An 18,401-nucleotide genomic window follows, 5' to 3' on the forward strand; every position below is an offset into this window, starting at 1 on the left:
ATACTCTTTTAAGGAGGCAACGAACTTGCGTATTGGAGCAATTGAAGCAGGCGGAACAAAGTTTGTATGCGGGATTGGCAACGAACACGGTGAAATCGAAGAACGGATCAGCTTGCCGACCGAGCATCCGGATTCCACGCTGCGCGAGGTCCTGAACTACTTCCGCGATAAGCAGGTTGAAGCTATCGGTATCGGCACTTTTGGACCGATCGATATTGATCCTGCCAGCCCTACCTATGGGTTTGTTACGACAACCCCTAAACCAGGCTGGTCCGGCTATGATTTCCTCGGCACGATGAAGCGCGAGCTTCCCGTTCCTTACGGCTGGGACACGGACGTAAACGCGGCGGCATTTGGCGAAGCCAAATGGGGCGCGGCAAAAGGTCTTAACAGCGCGCTTTATTACACGGTAGGTACCGGTATTGGCGTTGGCGTTTACACGGAAGGCAAGCTTGTACATGGCCTGCTGCATCCGGAAGGCGGCCATGTGCTTACCCGCAGACACCCGGAGGATACGTTTGCCGGCTTCTGCCCTTACCATGGCGACTGCCTGGAGGGCATGGCGGCAGGTCCCGCTATCGGACAACGCTGGGGCGTGAAGGCTGACGCGCTGACGAAGGACCATCCTGCATGGCAGATGGAAGCTTTCTATCTCGGCCAAGCCATCTCCAGCGCGATTCTGCTGCTGTCTCCGAAGAAGGTTATTCTTGGCGGCGGCGTTATGCATCAGGAGCAGCTGTTCCCGCTGATCCGCGCGGAAGTACAGAAGAACCTGAACGGCTACGCTTCGCACGAAGCGCTGCGTGAAGGCATTAATTCGTATATCGTGCCGCCTGGACTTGGCGACAACGCCGGTCTATGCGGATCGATCGCGCTTGGAATCGACGCGCTCGAGCGCCAGCAATAATGGAAGAAGGCCTTACCGGATTTAGACCGGTAAGGCCTTTTCTTCATTTCATGGACGATATAACATCGCCTAAGTCCTCTGGTTTAACATGACTCAGCCATCTCCTGTGCCCAAGAGTCACCATGTACTGCATTCCGTCTTTTTGAAGCTGGGATTCATAACTTCCCTTCGCTTTCATTGGCTTAGGCCAATCCAGAATTGGCATTCCTGGCCGAACCGGCTCCGCCTGAATAAGAAGAAACCGATCATTCGCATCATCTTCGTATTGCAATGCAATCCTCCGGCCTATGATCTCACCCTGCACCTTATGTACCTCGAAAGGAAACTGCCCAGGTACCATGACATGACGGTCGAACTGATTCCTGTATTTCCTTACGGCTTTATTTTCATTAACAAGCGGATTGGCTCCATCGTATAGGGCATCAAGCCGGATAATTCGATCCTGTTTTATCGTTAACTCCCAAATAAATGCAATACGTTTGCTCTTAAACGCTTCATCCTGGAAATATCCGATAAGGATGCGATGGTCCTTTTTTCTCGCTGGAAGACCTTCCACCTGAATGATCGGACTATCTTCTCTAATTTCCGGCATTTTCACGCCATTGGCGAGATAACTCTGCGCCAGATCGTACTTATGTCTCAATAGCGCATTAATCATCTGATGAACGGCTTCTTGCTTCGGCCTAGCATCCGCCCCATTCCCAGGAAAAAGGAGCAGCATAGCCACAATGAAGGACATTATCCATTTCATATTCCTAGCCTCCCTGGTTAACTTCCCCAGTAAGGCCGTTGTCTATTATTCCATCCGGAAAACAATCTCCACGCCCGTCGGCTTTCTTTTTAACGGCCTCTCGTATTCACGGAATGCAAAGGTGATACCGGCAAGATCGTCCGGCAGCGCGGGAGAAACAACAAAGCCATAAGCGGAGTTGCCCCCGGTGCTTGTTCCTTGTTCGATATAGCAATGATAGCCTTCGCCTAGCTCCAGCTCGATATAAGTATGCGTGCGCATGGCCTCATTGTTACGCTCCCGGTAGTCCCCATGTATGCTCAAGTTTACGACGCTTGCGTTCTCGTATTGTCTTATACCGGACAACGTATAGACTTTGTCTCCGCTCTCTACGCACCGGAGAACGTGCAGATGCTTGCGAAAGCCCGCTGGCTCAACCAGCGGCAGATAAACTTCTTCATTCAATAACAGGCTAAATAAGGACTTTAACAAATCCGGGTACAGGCGATACCGGTCAGCCCAGCACTCAATGCTCTTGAAGGGCGGAAACCCCGGGTTGTGATTCGAAATCTCTCTTCGTTCTTCCAGCAAAGCGCAGAGCTGTTCGTCAATCTTGAATAAACGGGCATCGTAGTGGTCCGTCGGCCGTTCCATCGGTATTCTTCTCATCCTAATCCCTCGCCTCTTCTATGAACTGAGCTTGCCCAAATCTCCGGTTATAAGCATATAAATTCCCCAGCCTAGTACGATTACGGCTCCGAACCTGCTGAAAAAGATATAGTTATCGCTTGGACCCGAATTGCCGTCCACGGCCCAGCCATGCTTCATATGCCAACTCAAAGAAGGGAACAGCCATCCCATAACTCCTGCAATAATGAAAATAAGCGAAATGAAAACTACCACGTTATCATCTCCATTTGTCCATTTGCCGAGCGCAATAAGACCTTCTCCGATCGTTGACATGACGGGGAAGGCCTGAATAATTCTCAATATAGACGACTATACGCAAATTGAAAATACCCTATTTTTGTTATTTATATTAATAATTTAAGCATTTTCCGATAGAGATAAAGTTCCGAGACGCGGAATGCCGAAATGAAGCGAATAGGACATCCTCATTCTGTAAAAAGTAAATTTATGAGAAAATCTAGACTTTTACGAATGATTCATTCAAAACCAGAACCAACCAATAAGAATAGCAATCAGCGGGAGGAGGCGCCTCAACATCCGCTCTTCTCAAGCTTGGAGCAGAACAAACAACAGCTTGAAGAGGTTTATTCAAAGTGCTCCGATTTCATTATTCGATCCTTCCCGGTCGGGGACAGCAACCAGGTTGTTATTTATTACATCGACGGATTGGCCAATGCCTCCCGAATCGAGCAGACGATCGTTGAGCCGCTTATGGGATTTAACGGAGAGACGATTTCAATCGGCTACTTGGCTCAGCATCTGATCACCTCCGCTTCATCCAAGCTAGTCGTTACTTTCGATGAGGCTATAAAACATTTGTCCATCGGGGAGCCTCTGCTGCTGCTCAATGATGAAGCTCAAGCTATTACGTTTGGCCTCAGCAACTGGCAAACCCGGTCGATTGAAGAGCCCACAGCGGAATCCGTCATAAGAGGACCCCGGGAAGGCTTTACGGAGACATTACGCGTCAATACATCCCTTATTCGCCGGATCATTAAAAGTCCCTTGCTCAAAATGGACTCCCTTTGCATCGGCGAATATACGCAAACCAACATTATCGTTACTTATATCGAAGGTTTGGCAGCAGCCGAGCTGATAAGCGAAGTCAAGGAGCGCCTCGGACGCATACGGATCGACGGGATTCTCGAAAGCGGTTATATCGAAGAATTAATCGAAGACAGCCCGCTCTCGCCATTCCCGCAAATCTTAAGCACAGAGAGACCGGACGTTGTCAGCGCCAACCTGCTTGAAGGCCGGGTTGCGATACTGACGGAAGGAACGCCTTTCGCCTTAATCGCGCCGATCACTTTCTTTTCGCTCATGCAGTCCGCCGAGGATTATTACCAGCGGTTTCTGTTCAGCACGGCCATCAGGTGGCTGCGTTATTTTTTCGCTGCGATCTCCCTACTGCTGCCTTCTTTTTACGTCGCCCTGCTCACTTTCCATCAGGAAATGGTGCCTGGTTCGTTGTTAATCAGTATGGCAACCTCGCGCGAAGCCGTGCCCTTTCCCGCGCTCGTTGAAGCGTTGCTGATGGAGATCACGTTCGAAGCCTTGCGCGAAGCCGGGGTAAGATTGCCTAAGCAAATAGGTGCGGCTGTCAGTATCGTCGGGGCGCTTGTTATCGGGCAGGCGGCCGTTCAAGCCGGACTCGTATCTGCGCCAATGGTTATCATTGTTGCGATTACGGGCATTTCATCCTTTATGATTCCGCGTTACATCACCGGACTGCCCATACGGCTGCTGCGGTTTCCATTTATTCTGTTAGCGGGCTCGCTTGGCCTTCTCGGCATCATGTCGGGTCTTATCGCGCTTGTCTTGCATTTATGCAGTCTGAAATCATTTCACGTTCCTTATTTATCCTCCGTGGTGAAGAGCGATCTAAAGGATATTTTCATCCGTTCGCCAATTTGGATGATGGACGCAAGGCCAGATCTGGTCACTGAGACGAATAAATACCGGCAAGCGCAGGGCCAAATGCCGAAGCCCTCACAGGGCTCAAATGACGAATGAAGGGAATGGGATTCGAGATGGATAACGGAAAAATCACTTCTTTTCAAGTCTCTCTTCTAATGTACTCGGTTATATTGGCAACGGGTTTTATAACCATCCCCGCTATTTCTGCCCATTACGCCATGAACGACTTCTGGCTGGCACCTGTCCTTGCCATATTAGCAGGCGGAAGCGTGCTTGCCATCTCGATTAAACTGCATCAACTGTACCCGAATAAAAATCTGATTCAATACAGTGAGCGCATTATCGGCAAAGTGCCCGGAAAAATTCTGGGGATTATCTATTTCCAATTTTTCGTATTTACCTGCGGCATTGTCTCCAGGGAATATGCCGAATTTGTTACAGGCAATTTCTTATTCAAAACGCCTATGTTCTGCCTGGTGATCTTAATGGTTTTGCTTGCTGCGTTTGCTGTACGGGGCGGGGTTGAACTAATCGTCAGAAGCACGTTACTGTTAACTCCGCTTTTTATTTTGCCGTTATTTTTCTTGCTGTTGCTATTGCCGGATTTCGATGTCAGCAATATTCTGCCGTTTATGAGCCATGGATTTATTCCGGTGATTAAAGGCTCGCTAGCCCCGGTTTCGTGGTATTCCGAATTTTTGATTATCGCCTACTTCTTGCCCAGCGTGATCGATCAGAACAAAACGGTTAAATACAGCTTTCTTTCACTCTTGGCTGTCTCTGCCAGTTTAACGTATGTTTGCCTTGTTGCATTGTTCGTGCTTGGTCCCGATACAGCCAATAAGGTATATCCCGTATTAACGGCTTTCCGTTATATTTCCCGCGCTGATTTTTTCGAGAATCTGGAGGCTTTGCTTTTAGCCATGTGGGTGGTTGGCAATTTCATAAAAATCGCGGCTGTTTATTACGCTGCAGTTTTGTCTTTCACCTCCTGCTTTAACCTGAAGGATTACAAGCCCTTTGTATTCCCAATCGGCATTCTGATTGTTATTCACTGCTTCTGGGATATCCCAAGCTTCTTCAAAATGGCCGGATTTCTCGCCACGGTAGGCTCGTTTCACTTGTCCACCTTTATGCTTGTGGTCCCTTTCCTGCTGTTTATTATTGCTTTGTGCAGAAAACAATGGAGCAAGCTTGTCTCATGAGAAGGTTAATGCTCGTAATCATGATCAGCGCTTTCGTGCTGTCGCTTACCGGATGTTGGGACCGAACCGAGCTGAACGATCTTGCGCTGATCTCGGCAACCGCCTTTGACAAAGGAAATAATAATAAAATATTGGCCACCGTGCAGGTCATTATTCCTCAGAACCAGGGGAGCGGTCAGCAAACAGCTGCAATCGGCGGCGGCGGCCCCCGGGCTATTACACGTTCCGCTGAAGGAAGCAATATAGAAGACGCCTTGTCCAAGCTTCAACGCAAAATGCCAAGAAGGCTGTTCTGGGGACAATGCAAAATATTTATATTCGGCGAGGAAATCGCGAGAATCGGTATCCGCGAGGAATTTGATTATCTCGTCCGGCATCCTCAGCCCCGGGAACGGGCTTATTTGATGGTCAGCAAAGGGAAGGCAAGCGAAGCTCTCAACCTCATTCCGCCGATTGAACGCACTTCGTCAGAGGCATTGCGCGAAATCTCCAATTTGCGCACCGGCCTGCTTGTTACTATGGAGCAAATGAGCATGGATCTAAAAGGGGATTCGGAGTCCAATGCCCTTCCGATGGTCTATATCCTGCCGCCATCCAAGCTGGCCGACAAACCCGTTCAGACAATCCCTTATATGAAAGGCGCAGCCGTTCTGAAGAAGGGCAAGCTGTCGGGCGAGCTTACAGAAAAACTGCTGCGGGGGGCTCTTCTGATTGATAACGTTGCCGCGGATTACAGCATTACGTTTGATGTCGGAGGGAAGCAGGTTTCCCTGCATCCTGTGAAAACGAAGGTGCGCTTGACTCCTCATATTGAAGGGAATAACTGGTCGATGACCATTAAAGTTCAATCCGAGGGAAGCATTGTTCAGAACAATTCAAGGATGAATCCCATGAAGCCGGAAGATTTGAAGGAGATGAATCTGGCGTTCCGTAACGATATCCATCGTCGGATCGAAGCTGCCGTCGTTTATCTGCAGCAACTAAAAGCGGATACCATCCACTTCGCCACGGTTTACCACAAGAAATATCCGAAAGAGTGGGAGCGGGTAAAGGAGCAGTGGGATGAGCAGTTCGCTAAAATAAAGGTGACAATCGAGGTAAAAACCGATATTAAGAAACCGGGATTAATTAATACGCCCGGCGGAATGCCATACGAAGAGGTGCAATAAAAATGAGGCTGCAGTTTATTGTATTTATCGCCTTTAGCATTTCCCTGATCCTATGGCTGGAGTGGCCGAAGTTAAAAAAATGGGGCGTCAAGGAAAAAGCCGTGTTCTTCTCCCTCCTGGCGGTTATCTGCATCTTCATGTTTGTCGATGTTCCCGATACGCCGGGTACTCCTACACTGGACGAATTTCTATTCAAACCGCTCAAAAGGTTTGTTCAGCCGTAAGGCGCGCCATGCAAAAAGGCCAATGAAACAAGGCTTCATTGGCCTTTCATTTCTATTTCTCTGATCTGCGCTCGGTCATCTCGTTCAGATCGGAAGTTAGCTTATCCAACTGCAGGAAGCTCTCGACAATCTCAACAATCCGGCTGTCCTGCGTCGTCATGCTAGCCGACATTTCCTGGATCGCCGCCATATTCTGCTCTGTGGAGCCGGCAATCGATACGATCTGCCCGGTAATCCTCGCATATTGCTCCTGAAGCTGCTCCGCCGAATAGTCGACCTCTCCCGAGTGACTCTCCAGCTTATTGGCGTCAGATGCCAACGCCCGCATCACATCCGCTACCTTGCGGGCTGCCGCCGTACTTCCTGCAACGGACTGCTGCCCTTCAAGCACCTGCTCTGCCGCCAGGATCGTCTTCGTACGGATGCTCTCCAAAATGTGCTCGATCTGCTCCGTTGATTGCTGCGATGTCTCCGCAAGCTTGCGGATTTCATGGGAGACAACGGCAAAGCCTTTGCCGTGCTCGCCTGCGCGCGCGGCTTCGATTGCCGCGTTCAAAGCCAGCAGGTTCGTCTGCGTGGAAATATGCTTAATGGTCGCCACAATCTCGCTGATGCTCGTATTCTGTTCGCCAAGCTCATTCATAAGCTGCACGGAGGAATCGATCGTCTCGTTCACCCGCTTCATCTCGTGCTCAAGATCGGTGGTTCCTTCGCTACCGGCTTTGGTTAAGAGCGCGGAGCTTGCCGACAGCCCCTTCATCTCCGTAGAACGATCCGCAAGCGAGGCCACGGAAGCTTCGATATGGCGGATCGCTTCGCTGATATCATTCATGCTGGACGTTTGAGCTTCCATGCTCGACGTAATTTCCGAGAAGGCCGAGGTTACTTCCTTGGAAATCGAACCGGCCGTTGTCATATTGGCTTTCAAGTTCGTGCTGAACGAATTCAGCTGTCCCGCCGAGGAAGAGACCTGTCCGACAAGCTCAAGCGACCGTTTGTTTTCCAGCATTGCCTGCTCGCCTTGCTCAATAATATTATGCTGCAGCCGCTCGCTGAATTTGGTCGATACGTATAGCGGAACCGCCACCATAAAGAAATACATAAACATCGTGGTTGGAGCGTTATTGCCGAAAATCTCGGTCTTGTCGGGACTTACGTAGCAATAAACCGTCAGAAGGACGCCCATTAATCCGGAATAGCCAATCGCCTTGGAATTGCCGTAAAGCGTCATGATGGCAAGATTGACATACACAAGAAAATAAGTCGTAATGATCGGTCCGGTTAACAATAACAGCAGCGTAAGCACGGTAACAATCGTTGAAATGAAATACATAATATAGTTCGTTAACCAGCGTTTATAGACCAGAATCGTCGTTCCGCCGCAAGTAAGCGTACCTACGATAGCAAGGACGATAATCGAATCCATCCCGGCTCCGGTCAGAAAATCAACGGCTACGCCGAGCAACAGCATGACCCATATAATATTCACGAGCAGCTTGTTTCTCCGGTGCAGGGTCTCCCTATAATCCATTTTTTCTCCACCTTTTTTACCATAATATAGGCAATAATTCCGATCATACCATAAACCGATATTTTTCGACATCATCTTTAATAGACATGAGCCCGATAATCTTGTACTCTATTGTGACACGGTTAGCTATGTGGAGGTGCTTAACATTGGCGAAAGATATTCGTTCCCGAATTGAGATTGATCAAATCAACTGTGAAAAAGAACTAACCCTTGCGTTAATCGGAGGCAAATGGAAGCTTATCATCCTCTGGCATCTGGGCATTGACGGCACAAAACGGTTCAGCGAGCTGCAAAAGCTCATTCCCCATATCACGCAAAAGATACTGACGAACCAGCTTCGCGAGCTGGAGGAGGATCAGCTTGTCGAACGGACCGTCTATCCGGTTGTTCCGCCGAAGGTCGAATATAAGCTGACCCCGCATGGAGAAAGCCTCGTGCCGATCCTGAAGCTGATGTACAACTGGGGCAAGCATTATGGCGAAGAGGTACTGGGCAGAACCTCGGATTCGAAGCCGGTCTCCCTTCAAGTTGCAGAAATTTAAACCTGCATATTTCGCAATAAAAACGGCAGACTCCGCATGGAGTCTGCTTTTTTGCGCTTCATAGTTTCCTGCAGGATACGGACTTACTTGAAAGTGCGTACTTCCATTACATTCGGTATCCCCCTAATATGAACCTCATCGGTTTCAACACCCAAAATTAAAGGAGAGATTCAACCTATGGAATTGCAATTGGCACTTGACTTGGTAAACATCCCGGAGGCAAAGGAAGTCGTAAAAGAGGTTGCCCCTTATATCGATATCGTTGAGATTGGCACCCCCGTTGTCATTAACGAAGGGCTCCGCGCCGTTAAAGAAATCAAAGACGAATTCCCGTCGCTTAAAGTACTCGCCGATCTGAAAATTATGGATGCCGGCGGTTACGAAGTCATGAAGGCTTCCGAAGCTGGCGCCGACATCATCACCGTTCTTGGCGTATCCGACGATTCCACGATTAAAGGCGCGGTTGATGAAGCCCGCAAACAGAACAAAAAGATTATGGTCGACATGATCAACGTAAAAGACATTGCCGCGCGCGCAGCGGAAATCGATAACCTTGGCGTTGATTATATCTGCGTTCATTCCGGTTACGATCATCAGGCAGACGGCAAAAACTCGTTCGAGGATCTGGCTACGATTAAACGCGTCGTGAAGCAGGCAAAAACAGCGATCGCAGGCGGCATCAAGCTTCAAACCCTGCCCGAAGTGATCAGTGCCCAGCCGGATCTGGTTATCGTAGGCGGCGGCATTACCGGCGCCGAGGACAAGCAGGCGGTTGCCGCTCAAATGCAGCAGCTGATCAAAGGGTAATAGCCAATGAGTACGCTGAGCGCAGCCTCCTCCATTCTTCAAGAGCTGGAACGCACGCTTGAGGCCGTTAAGCCTGGCGAGATTGAGGCTTTAACGCACCGGATAACGGAAGCAGACAAGATTTTCGTTGCCGGAGCCGGACGTTCCGGACTGATGATGCGTGCATTTGCCATGCGCCTAATGCATATGGGCTTCCGCGCTTACGTCGTAGGCGAGACCGTTACGCCGGGCATTGCGGAAGGGGATCTGCTGCTGATCGGCTCGGGCTCCGGCGAGACCAAAACGCTGGCAACCATGGCCGCCAAAGCCCAAAGCATCGGCGCAGCCGTTGGCGTGGTGACCATTGTTCCGGAATCAACTTTAGGCGCTGCAGCCTCCACCCGGGTAACGATCCCGGCTGTGACCAAGGACAGCATCTCCGGAGCCTCAAGCCAGCCGATGGGCACCTTGTTCGAGCAAAGCCTTCTGCTTCTGCTGGATACAATCGTCTTGAATCTGATGCAGCAGCAGGAGCTGCAAGGTACGGCCATGTACGGAAATCACGCGAATCTGGAATAGCAGCCGCGCCGCGGCCAAGAGCACGGTATCCACTCCCACCTATCGGGAGTACGGATGCCGTGTTTTTCGTTTGCCTCGGTTATCCTATACTTTTTACTGAAAACGCTTTAATTTGTATGGTTCCTCCTGTGCTAAGATGGGGCTGTACACCACGAAATGGAGGTTTTTACTACTATGACAGCTTTGGAAAAAGGGGCTTATTATACCGGTGAATACCGGAATTTGTTCAAGGAACTCGGCTATTCCGAGACAGCGATACAAGCAAAGCTGGAGCAGGCTTGGAATGATCTGCTGCATGGCGATCCGGATATCCGGATTTATTACCCGATGGGAGAAGACAAGGGCTACTTCCTCGATACCGGCAATGTGGATGTAAGGTCCGAGGGCATGTCTTACGGCATGATGATGGCCGTTCAGATGAACGACAAGGAAATTTTCGACCGGCTGTGGAACTTCTCCGTCACTTATATGCAGCATTCGGAAGGGCGTTACAAGGATTATTTCGCATGGCATTGCAAGACGGACGGTACCCGTCTGTCTCAAGGTCCTGCGCCGGATGGCGAGGAGTTTTTCGCCATGGCGCTATTCTTTGCCGCACACCGCTGGGGCGACGGTCCGGAGCCGTATAATTACGCGGAGCAGGCAAGACGGATATTGCGGGCCTGCATCCACCAGGGCGAAGACGGCAATGGCGGCAGTCCGATGTGGGAACCGGCAAACAAGCTGATCAAGTTTGTACCGGAGTCGCCATTTAGCGATCCATCCTACCATCTCCCCCATTTCTACGAATTATTTGCCCTATGGGCCGATGAAGAAGACAGGCTGTTCTGGCGGGAAGCGGCTTCCGCAAGCCGGGCTTACCTGCATGCGGCCTGCCATCCTGAGACAGGATTGTCGCCGGAGTACGCCAACTACGACGGAACGCCGGCTGAGGTGCAGCGGCATGGCGACTTCCGTCATTTCTACAGCGATGCTTACCGGGTAGCGGCCAATATCGGTCTAGACTGGGCATGGTTCCGCCAGGACCCGTGGCAGGTCGGACAGTCGAACCGGATCCAGCGGTTTTTCCGCCCGGTCGACGTTGCGGCTTACCGCCGCTATACGATTGACGGCAAACCATTCGACGAGCCTGCGCTGCATCCTATCGGATTGCTCGCCACCAATGCCATGGCTTCGCTTGCAGCGGATGGCCAGGATGCCGGTTACTTTGTTCAGCTGTTCTGGAACACCCCTCTCCGCAAGGGCGAGCGCCGTTATTACGATAACTGCCTCTATTTCTTCAGCCTGCTGGCATTAAGCGGCAGCTACCGGATTTACGCCTAGCCCTGAACGGAAATGACGATCTATGCTACAATGGACAGATCGTCGACTAGACTACTAGAGACATAGCATGTGCCCCTTGGCACTGCTATGTCTTTTTTTATGGGGTGAATTCCGTTGAAAGATTACGGCCATGAATTTGCAGACATCATTTATTACACGCCTAACGAATTTGAGAAGCTTGGAGGGCTTTGGCCGCTTCGTACGGGCCACAATATCGCCAAGGCGAATTACAGCGTTGGACCAAGGGTGATTGAATGCTTCTCCTTTCATTTTGTGCTTAACGGCTCGGTTACGCTGTCCAGTATGGGCGAGACCGTCACCCTGCCGAAGGGCAGCATGTTCTGCCTGTTCCCCGATGTGAAGCACAGCTACTGGATTACGCAATATGACTCCGCGTCTCCGCTGAAGCTGCATTGGTTAGCCTTTACCGGCTCCCAAGCGGAGATGCTCGTCCGAAGGATCGGAGTGTCCGAACAAAAGCCGTATTTGCGCAACAGGCTCACGGCTGAGCTTGCCAATCAGTTGCAGGCATGCATGGAACGAATGAAAAACTGGCGGAAGGACGGCGATTTGCAGCTGCAGATGATGCTGTACCAGCTGTTCGAAATGCTGTCGCGTCCGATTCCCGAAGCGAGCGAGGAGAAAGATTGGCTGAAAGCCTGCTTGCAATACATGCAGACGCATTATGCGGAAGGCATAAGCGTAACGGACCTGGCGGAGTGGTCCGGCATGCATCGCTCGCATCTGTCCAGCAGATTCAAACAAAGCTTCGGCATGAGTCCCCGCGAATATCTGATCAAGCTGCGGATGGAACGGGCAGTCGAGATGCTGCAAAGCCGGACTCTATCAATTACCGATATCTCGCTTTCACTTGGTTATACGGACCTTTATACCTTCTCGAGAGCCTTCTGCACGTACACCGGCATGTCGCCGTCGAACTACCGCAGCAATCTGCTCTCATCTAACAAAATGCCAAATTGATCACAACGAAATGTTATTTCTATTTCATACGGCTTACTTTATGCTAAATTCAGCTCACAAAACCAACTATATGACTTTGAATACTATGTTTTAAAGGAGAATGCTGTAATGATGATTAAACAACGGAGTACCATTACCGCGTCCGCGATGCTTGCCCTTTCTTTGACGCTAGCCGGGTGCAGCTCAAGCCAAGACGCGGATAACAAAAACAGCTCAAAGGAAGCATCCTCAAGCGAAGTCAGCCAAACCGGCTTTCCAATCGTGCAGGAGCCGATCAAGCTGAAAATGTTCTCGCGTATTGCCCCCGTCAACGGCCCGTTCAAGGACATGCCCGTGTTCCAGGACTATGCCAAGCAAAGCAACATTGATGTAGAGTTTACCGAAGTGCCTACGGATGGCTTCCAGGAGAAAAAGAATTTGCTGTTCGCATCCAATGAGCTGCCCGACGCCCTGTTCCGTTCCTCTCTTACCTCGCTGGAAGCGATCCGCTACGGAACGGCCGGCCAATTAATTCCGCTGGAAAATCTGATCAATGATTACGCTCCGAATTTCAAAAAGCTGATGGAGCAATATCCGGAGATTGGATCTGCGATTACAACGCCTGAAGGCCATATTTATGCCCTGCCTACGGTTGTTACGGTAGGAGCTGCACGGACGGACAAGAAATGGATTAATCAAGCCTGGCTGAAAAAGCTGAACTTGCAGGAGCCTCAAACGACGAAGGATTTGTATAATGTGCTGGTTGCCTTCCGGGACAAAGATCCGAACGGCAACGGAAAGCAGGATGAAATCCCGTTGACGGCCCGCGCCAGCGCCGGGGTTGGTCTAGGCCTGCCGATTATTCCGATGATGAGCGGTTCGTTCGGCCTTGATACGCAGCTTGGTTATAACATCAATCTGGTCGATGGCAAGGTGGAAATATGGATGGGCAATGACCGCAACAAGGAGCTGCTGCAATATTTGAACAAGCTCTACAGCGAGAAGCTGCTCGACCCGGAAGTGTTCTCCCAGACGGAAGCCCAATATATCGCCAAGCAGGGATCGGGCAACGTTGGCTTCTTCTTCGATCAGACCAATAATTCGTTCCTGCCGATTCAAGACCAGTATACCGGTATCGCGCCGCTTGAAGGTCCGCATGGCGACCGCTTGCAAAGCCAAGGCGCTCCGGTTCCCCGCGACTTAGGCTCGTTCGCCATTACATCCGTGAACAAGCATCCGGAAGCAACCATGCGCTGGATCGATTATTTTTACAGCGAAGAAGGCTCCACCCTGCTCCGGTTCGGCCGGGAAGGCGAGAACTATGAGCTGAAAGACGGCATTCCGTATTATACGGAGCAATTTTTGAATACCGGAAACCAAGGCAAAATTACGCCTTACGCGGGAGGCGGCGCACCTCATCTCATCAGCGAGAATGTAGCCTCCTTTATTAATCCGCCTCAAGTTCAAGAGGCCCAAAAGAAGCTTGATCCTTACATGCCCGAGGTTCGTTATGCCGCTCCGATGTTCGACGAGGAGACCGCGAAGAAAGTGGATGTGCTCCGCAACGACCTTGATAAATACTACGACGAGCAAAGCACCAAGTTTATTACCGGCGCGCTTAGCTTCGATAAGTGGGATGACTTCCAAGCTACGCTTAAGAAGCTGAAGATCGACGAGCTGCAGAAGCTGTACCAGGATGCCTACGATAAAGTGAAACAATAAGCTGAAAAGGAGGTCGCACATGAGACCGGCCGAGGCCAATCATCCGACCACCAGTCCGCGGAGCCGCTCCATGCGCGGCTCCCGGCTGTTTAAAAAGATAGCAAGACGCTACGATTTATATTTGATGCTCTTGCTTCCTATTGCCTGGTATCTTCTGTTCCAATACGGTCCGTTGTACGGGCTCCAAATCGCGTTTAAGGACTTTAATCCGGCCAAAGGAATCGTAGGCAGCAAATGGGTCGGGTTCGAGCATTTCACCCGCTTCTTTGATTCGTATTATTTCTGGAGGCTGCTGTGGAATACCATCTCCATCAATTTATTTTCGCTGCTGATTGCCTTTCCGATTCCGATCGTTCTGGCTCTCATTATTCAAGAGCTTCCGAGCAGGGGCTTTAGCAAATGGCTGCAAAATATTACGTACCTTCCCCATTTTATTTCCATTGTCGTAATCGTTGGGATGCTGCAGCTGTTCCTCTCTCCCAAAAGCGGCCCCGTCAACGGGCTAATCGAGGCGTTTGGCGGTACGCCCATCCGGTTCCTCGAGGAGGCGGCATGGTTCAAGCCGATTTTTATCAGCTCGAACATCTGGCAGAACATGGGCTGGCAGTCGATTATGTACATCGCGGCCCTCATTGGCATTAATCCTCAGCTGTACGAGGCGGCCAAGATGGACGGGGCTTCCCGGCTGCGGCGGATCTGGCACATCTCCCTGCCCGGCATCGTGCCGGTTATCGTCATCCTGCTTATTCTGGATATCGGCCACTTTATGAATATCGGGTTCGAGAAGGTGCTTCTTATGCAGAACAGCATGAATATCGAGGCCAGCGATGTCATCTCAACCTTTGTCTATACGACGGGCATTCTGAAAGGCGAATACAGCTATACCGCCGCGATTGGACTGTTTAACGCGGTCATTAATCTGGCGCTCCTGCTCCTCGTGAACCGGTTCGCCCGCAAACTGTCCGAGACAAGCTTATGGTAAGGAGGGAAACCCGTGATCAACCGCTCGGGAGTATCGAGTGAACGGCTGTTTAACGCGGTTGTGTACGCACTTGCCGCAATTATTATTCTTCTTGTGCTGTATCCTCTGCTTTTTGTCGTCAGCGCTTCCGTCAGCGATCCGGCTAGGGTGCTCGACGGCGGGGTGTGGTTACTGCCAAAGGGCTTAACGCTAGAGGCCTATACGAATATTTTCCATAATAACGAGGTTTGGATCGGTTACCGGAATACCATCGTTTACACCGCTTCTGGAACGGTCATAAACATCATAATGACGACCTTGGCCGCCTATCCGCTGTCGAGGCCCGATCTTCCCGGACGGAAAATGCTGATGCTGCTTATTACGCTTACGATGTTTTTCAGCGGCGGGCTTATTCCGACTTACCTGCTGGTGAAGGATCTCGGGATGGTGGATACGATCTGGTCGCTTGTTGTTCCGGGCGCCATATCGACGTACAACCTGATCGTCATGAGAACTTACTTCCAATCCAGCATTCCGTGGGAGATCCAGGAGGCGGGCCATATCGACGGCTGCTCGAACTGGCGGCTGCTGGTGAACATCATTTTGCCGCTGTCGAAGCCGATTCTGGCCGTCATGGTATTGTTCTATGCGGTAGGCCATTGGAATTCGTTCTTTAACGCGCTTATCTATATGCGCGACGAGTCGCATTATCCGCTGCAGCTCGTCTTGCGCGAAATCCTGATGATCAGCCAATCGGCGGCCGTGGATGGTAATGTGGGACTCGAGGACAAAATTCTGCTTGCCGAAAGCATCAAGTATGCGATTATTATCGTCTCCAGCCTGCCGGTATGGATCATGTATCCGTTTGTGCAGCGGCATTTCGTTACGGGAGTTATGATTGGCTCCATAAAAGGATGAGAAAAGCCCTGACCGGCTTGATCGGTCAGGGCTTTTTGGCTTTGTGGCTTATTCGCTGTCCGCCCAGGAATGCCGCGGCTTCCAGCCGAGCACCCTCTCGGCTTCCTTGTTGCTGACGATTGCCGTCCGGTCCGGGAACGGATCGCGCAGATCCTTTACATCCGGATAGAACTGTTCGATTAACTCCGCGGTTGGCCGGTCGCTCAGCGTATCGCTGCTTGTAATGTTGAGGCAGACTGCGCCTCTGTCTTCGACCTTAAGCGAAGCGATGCAGGCGCTGACGGCGTCCCGGATGTCGATGTAGCTCCAGAAAATATTTTTGAACGCCTCCGGCTTGCTAATGGCAAGATGCTTGTAATCCTCCGGCTTCGTAATCATGGAGAAGCGGAGCGAGATCACCTGCATCCCGTTACGGCGGTCGAACATCGCGGCCGTCAGCTCGTTTACGATCTTCGATAGGCCATAGCATTCCTGCGGCTGCTGCGGATGCTCCTCGTCCACCGGAAGATAATCCGGCGAGAACGGGGTGGGCGCCCAAGCAAAACCGTACGAGGATTCGCTGGAGCCAACAACAACCTTGCGAATGTTGAGCAGCGAAGCTGCTTCGAGAATATTGTAGCCGGACACCACATTATTAGAAAAAATATACGGATAAGGGTAACCAAGCGGAGCCGGAATGGCAGCCAAGTGTATGACCGCATCGGCCCCATGGAGCGCGGAGACGACTTGTCCGAAATCGTTCAGGTCCACTTTAATCTGGCGGCACCTCAGCTCGTTGGAACGCTGCGTATCCAAGGAAACCACGCTATAGCCCTCCTGCTGAAGCTCCTTGATCAGAGCCGACCCCAGCTTGCCGCTGCCGCCTGTTACTGCAATTGTTTTCATATGGATAACACTCCTATTAATGAAGAAATTATGGGCGTACCAGCGTGCCGTCCGCCTTGCGGTCCAGCTGATAAGGATTGAAATACACCGATTTGCTCCAGCCTTCTCCGAGCAGCTGCTGCGCCTTCAGCTCATCCAGCTCGATGCCGAGACCCGGTTTTTGCGACGGATACAGATAGCCGCCTTTCCGCTTGATATGTCCCTCGAAGGCATCCTTCTCCTCCGGCTTGAAATGGTTCACTTCCTGAATGCCAAAGTTCCAGATCGCCATATCGAGGTGGACGGCCGCCGCCTGATTGACGGGATCGTTCTCCCCGCCCTCCTGCCAAGCGGTACGTACGCCAAACGCTTCGGCTAAAGCGGCGATTTTGCGGCAGGCGCTAATACCTCCCGCCTTGGATACTCGAACGCGGATAAAGTCGATCAGCTGCTCCTTGATCAGCTGCGTCCACTCCTGCGGGTTCACGAACAGCTCGCCAACGGCCTGAGGAGTTGCGCATTGCTGCCGCAAGTGACGGTACCAGCCGATCTGCTCCGGCGCGATGGCATCCTCGAGGAAGAACAAGCTGTATGGTTCTACCCGCTTCGCAAGCTGAATCGCGTTTACCGGCGTCAAATGCTCATGCACGTCATGGGTGAACTGGACGCCCATTCCGAATTCATTCCGCAGCTGTTCGAACATATGCGGGATCGCATGCAAGTATGACTGCTCGTCAAATACCGGACCGCTCCCCCATGCCTGCTGCGGAATATTCGCCTTATCCCGGTCAATAAAGCCGCCTCCGCCGTAGCCGCCCATCTGTACGCGGATGACGGTATAGCCTTCTTCCATAAACCGGTGCACATCCTCTTTCAGCTCGGCAAGATCCTTGCCGCCGGCATGACCGTAACATGGAACCGCAGCGCGGCAGGCTCCGCCAAGCAGCTGGTAGACGGGAAGCCCAGCTTCCTTGCCTTTTATATCCCACAGCGCCATGTCGATGCCGCCGATTGCGGTATGCAGCAATGCGCCGTTTCTCCAATACCCGCTCATATACATCGTCTGCCACAAATCTTCTATATTGGCGGCATCCTTGCCGATTAATAGAGGGGCAAGCAATTGCTCGATAATTTGCACGACCGCTTCCGGATTATAGACATCGGATGCGGAGCCAAGCCCGTACAGCCCATCCTGGTCGGTAATTACTTTGACGATGGTCCAGGTCCCGTTTTTGCGGGTGCGAATACATTTGATTCCCGTTATTTTTGCCATTCGATTACCCTCCTCTTGTCGTGCTCCCTCCCATTCTAGTCCGCTTTGGGCGTGCTCTAAATGAGACATCTTTAAACTTTCTGTCGCATTCTTAGCCTCT

Annotated in this window: 19 protein-coding genes; 13 read left to right on the forward strand and 6 right to left on the reverse strand. The window is 51.2% G+C overall.

The window, feature by feature from the left end; translation table 11 throughout:
• Positions 1-25 precede the first annotated feature (25 nt).
• Complete coding sequence (locus PGL01S_RS02180) at positions 26-907, forward strand: ROK family protein (protein WP_127490915.1); 882 nt, start codon at positions 26-28, stop codon at positions 905-907.
• A 43-nt stretch (positions 908-950) separates the two neighbouring features.
• Here the strand turns inward: PGL01S_RS02180 and PGL01S_RS02185 are convergent, their stop codons facing one another.
• Genes PGL01S_RS02185 through PGL01S_RS02195 form a run of 3 tightly spaced genes read right to left on the reverse strand, consistent with a single transcriptional unit; the run spans position 951 to position 2,540 of the window.
• Positions 951-1,658, reverse strand: a complete 708-nt coding sequence (locus PGL01S_RS02185; RefSeq protein WP_127490917.1) for a hypothetical protein — start codon at positions 1,656-1,658, stop codon at positions 951-953.
• Positions 1,659-1,703: 45 nt separating this feature from the next.
• Positions 1,704-2,306 carry a hypothetical protein gene (locus PGL01S_RS02190; RefSeq protein ID WP_127490919.1) on the reverse strand — a complete coding sequence of 201 codons (603 nt, stop codon included), beginning with the start codon at positions 2,304-2,306 and terminating at the stop codon, positions 1,704-1,706.
• Positions 2,307-2,324: 18 nt separating this feature from the next.
• Positions 2,325-2,540, reverse strand: a complete 216-nt coding sequence (locus tag PGL01S_RS02195) for a DUF6199 family natural product biosynthesis protein (protein WP_127490921.1) — start codon at positions 2,538-2,540, stop codon at positions 2,325-2,327.
• A gap of 258 nt (positions 2,541-2,798) precedes the next feature.
• Here PGL01S_RS02195 and PGL01S_RS02200 point away from each other — a divergent pair, with 258 nt between their 5' ends.
• Genes PGL01S_RS02200 through PGL01S_RS02215 form a run of 4 tightly spaced genes read left to right on the forward strand, consistent with a single transcriptional unit; the run spans position 2,799 to position 6,842 of the window.
• Positions 2,799-4,340 carry a spore germination protein gene (locus PGL01S_RS02200; RefSeq protein ID WP_244935485.1) on the forward strand — a complete coding sequence of 514 codons (1,542 nt, stop codon included), beginning with the start codon at positions 2,799-2,801 and terminating at the stop codon, positions 4,338-4,340.
• Positions 4,337-5,449, forward strand: a complete 1,113-nt coding sequence (locus PGL01S_RS02205; protein ID WP_127490925.1) for a GerAB/ArcD/ProY family transporter — start codon at positions 4,337-4,339, stop codon at positions 5,447-5,449. Before PGL01S_RS02200 ends, PGL01S_RS02205 begins: the two co-directional genes overlap by 4 nt.
• Positions 5,446-6,618 (forward strand): Ger(x)C family spore germination protein, encoded by a 1,173-nt coding sequence (locus PGL01S_RS02210; protein WP_244935486.1) that lies wholly within the window; start codon positions 5,446-5,448, stop codon positions 6,616-6,618. Before PGL01S_RS02205 ends, PGL01S_RS02210 begins: the two co-directional genes overlap by 4 nt.
• A gap of 2 nt (positions 6,619-6,620) precedes the next feature.
• Positions 6,621-6,842: a hypothetical protein gene (locus PGL01S_RS02215; protein WP_127490929.1), complete on the forward strand. Its 222-nt coding sequence runs from the start codon at positions 6,621-6,623 to the stop codon at positions 6,840-6,842.
• A 52-nt stretch (positions 6,843-6,894) separates the two neighbouring features.
• Here the strand turns inward: PGL01S_RS02215 and PGL01S_RS02220 are convergent, their stop codons facing one another.
• Complete coding sequence (locus PGL01S_RS02220) at positions 6,895-8,373, reverse strand: methyl-accepting chemotaxis protein (protein WP_127490931.1); 1,479 nt, start codon at positions 8,371-8,373, stop codon at positions 6,895-6,897.
• 128 nt (positions 8,374-8,501) lie between these two features.
• On the opposite strand from PGL01S_RS02220, the gene PGL01S_RS02225 reads away from it, so the two are divergent.
• The 8 genes from PGL01S_RS02225 (at position 8,502) to PGL01S_RS02260 (ending at position 16,164) form a co-directional block, all read left to right on the forward strand.
• Positions 8,502-8,915 carry a winged helix-turn-helix transcriptional regulator gene (locus tag PGL01S_RS02225; RefSeq protein WP_164775347.1) on the forward strand — a complete coding sequence of 138 codons (414 nt, stop codon included), beginning with the start codon at positions 8,502-8,504 and terminating at the stop codon, positions 8,913-8,915.
• Between the two features lie 177 nt (positions 8,916-9,092).
• Positions 9,093-9,722 (forward strand): 3-hexulose-6-phosphate synthase, encoded by a 630-nt coding sequence (gene hxlA, locus PGL01S_RS02230; protein WP_127490935.1) that lies wholly within the window; start codon positions 9,093-9,095, stop codon positions 9,720-9,722.
• 6 nt (positions 9,723-9,728) lie between these two features.
• Positions 9,729-10,280 (forward strand): 6-phospho-3-hexuloisomerase, encoded by a 552-nt coding sequence (gene hxlB, locus PGL01S_RS02235; RefSeq protein WP_127490937.1) that lies wholly within the window; start codon positions 9,729-9,731, stop codon positions 10,278-10,280.
• A gap of 174 nt (positions 10,281-10,454) precedes the next feature.
• A complete protein-coding gene (locus PGL01S_RS02240; RefSeq protein WP_174806513.1) occupies positions 10,455-11,603 on the forward strand; it encodes a family 8 glycosyl hydrolase in 1,149 nt (382 codons plus the stop codon).
• A 114-nt stretch (positions 11,604-11,717) separates the two neighbouring features.
• The gene (locus PGL01S_RS02245; protein WP_127490941.1) at positions 11,718-12,584 is read left to right on the forward strand and encodes an AraC family transcriptional regulator; all 867 of its coding nucleotides are present in this window, start codon (positions 11,718-11,720) and stop codon (positions 12,582-12,584) included.
• A gap of 111 nt (positions 12,585-12,695) precedes the next feature.
• Positions 12,696-14,285: an extracellular solute-binding protein gene (locus PGL01S_RS02250; protein ID WP_127491094.1), complete on the forward strand. Its 1,590-nt coding sequence runs from the start codon at positions 12,696-12,698 to the stop codon at positions 14,283-14,285.
• Positions 14,286-14,304: 19 nt separating this feature from the next.
• Entirely contained in the window at positions 14,305-15,267 is a 963-nt protein-coding gene (locus PGL01S_RS02255) for an ABC transporter permease (protein WP_127490943.1), read from the forward strand.
• Positions 15,268-15,279: 12 nt separating this feature from the next.
• Positions 15,280-16,164 (forward strand): carbohydrate ABC transporter permease, encoded by an 885-nt coding sequence (locus tag PGL01S_RS02260; RefSeq protein ID WP_127490945.1) that lies wholly within the window; start codon positions 15,280-15,282, stop codon positions 16,162-16,164.
• A gap of 48 nt (positions 16,165-16,212) precedes the next feature.
• On the opposite strand, the gene PGL01S_RS02265 is transcribed toward PGL01S_RS02260, so the two are convergent.
• Together PGL01S_RS02265 and PGL01S_RS02270 are read right to left on the reverse strand one after the other, a co-directional pair.
• Positions 16,213-17,049, reverse strand: coding sequence for an NAD-dependent epimerase/dehydratase family protein (locus tag PGL01S_RS02265; protein WP_127490947.1), 837 nt, complete (start codon positions 17,047-17,049; stop codon positions 16,213-16,215).
• Between the two features lie 28 nt (positions 17,050-17,077).
• On the reverse strand, positions 17,078-18,301 hold the full coding sequence (locus tag PGL01S_RS02270) for an enolase C-terminal domain-like protein (protein ID WP_127490948.1): 1,224 nt from the start codon (positions 18,299-18,301) through the stop codon (positions 17,078-17,080).
• Positions 18,302-18,401: the final 100 nt, after the last annotated feature.

The sequence above is a fragment of the Paenibacillus glycanilyticus NBRC 16618 genome (genome assembly GCF_004000805.1).
In the GTDB taxonomy this organism is placed as follows: Bacteria; Bacillota; Bacilli; order Paenibacillales; family Paenibacillaceae; genus Pristimantibacillus; species Pristimantibacillus glycanilyticus.

Excerpts from the sequence above, each read along its gene's own strand:
- PGL01S_RS02185 (WP_127490917.1), bottom strand. The coding sequence starts at position 1,658 with ATGAAATGGATAATGTCCTTCATTGTGGCTATGCTGCTCCTTTTTCCT.
- PGL01S_RS02190 (WP_127490919.1), bottom strand. The coding sequence starts at position 2,306 with ATGAGAAGAATACCGATGGAACGGCCGACGGACCACTACGATGCCCGT.
- PGL01S_RS02200 (WP_244935485.1), top strand. The coding sequence starts at position 2,799 with ATGATTCATTCAAAACCAGAACCAACCAATAAGAATAGCAATCAGCGG.
- PGL01S_RS02205 (WP_127490925.1), top strand. The coding sequence starts at position 4,337 with ATGAAGGGAATGGGATTCGAGATGGATAACGGAAAAATCACTTCTTTT.
- PGL01S_RS02210 (WP_244935486.1), top strand. The coding sequence starts at position 5,446 with ATGAGAAGGTTAATGCTCGTAATCATGATCAGCGCTTTCGTGCTGTCG.
- PGL01S_RS02215 (WP_127490929.1), top strand. The coding sequence starts at position 6,621 with ATGAGGCTGCAGTTTATTGTATTTATCGCCTTTAGCATTTCCCTGATC.
- PGL01S_RS02220 (WP_127490931.1), bottom strand. The coding sequence starts at position 8,373 with ATGGATTATAGGGAGACCCTGCACCGGAGAAACAAGCTGCTCGTGAAT.
- PGL01S_RS02225 (WP_164775347.1), top strand. The coding sequence starts at position 8,502 with ATGTGGAGGTGCTTAACATTGGCGAAAGATATTCGTTCCCGAATTGAG.
- hxlA (WP_127490935.1), top strand. The coding sequence starts at position 9,093 with ATGGAATTGCAATTGGCACTTGACTTGGTAAACATCCCGGAGGCAAAG.
- hxlB (WP_127490937.1), top strand. The coding sequence starts at position 9,729 with ATGAGTACGCTGAGCGCAGCCTCCTCCATTCTTCAAGAGCTGGAACGC.
- PGL01S_RS02240 (WP_174806513.1), top strand. The coding sequence starts at position 10,455 with ATGACAGCTTTGGAAAAAGGGGCTTATTATACCGGTGAATACCGGAAT.
- PGL01S_RS02250 (WP_127491094.1), top strand. The coding sequence starts at position 12,696 with ATGATTAAACAACGGAGTACCATTACCGCGTCCGCGATGCTTGCCCTT.
- PGL01S_RS02255 (WP_127490943.1), top strand. The coding sequence starts at position 14,305 with ATGAGACCGGCCGAGGCCAATCATCCGACCACCAGTCCGCGGAGCCGC.
- PGL01S_RS02265 (WP_127490947.1), bottom strand. The coding sequence starts at position 17,049 with ATGAAAACAATTGCAGTAACAGGCGGCAGCGGCAAGCTGGGGTCGGCT.
- PGL01S_RS02270 (WP_127490948.1), bottom strand. The coding sequence starts at position 18,301 with ATGGCAAAAATAACGGGAATCAAATGTATTCGCACCCGCAAAAACGGG.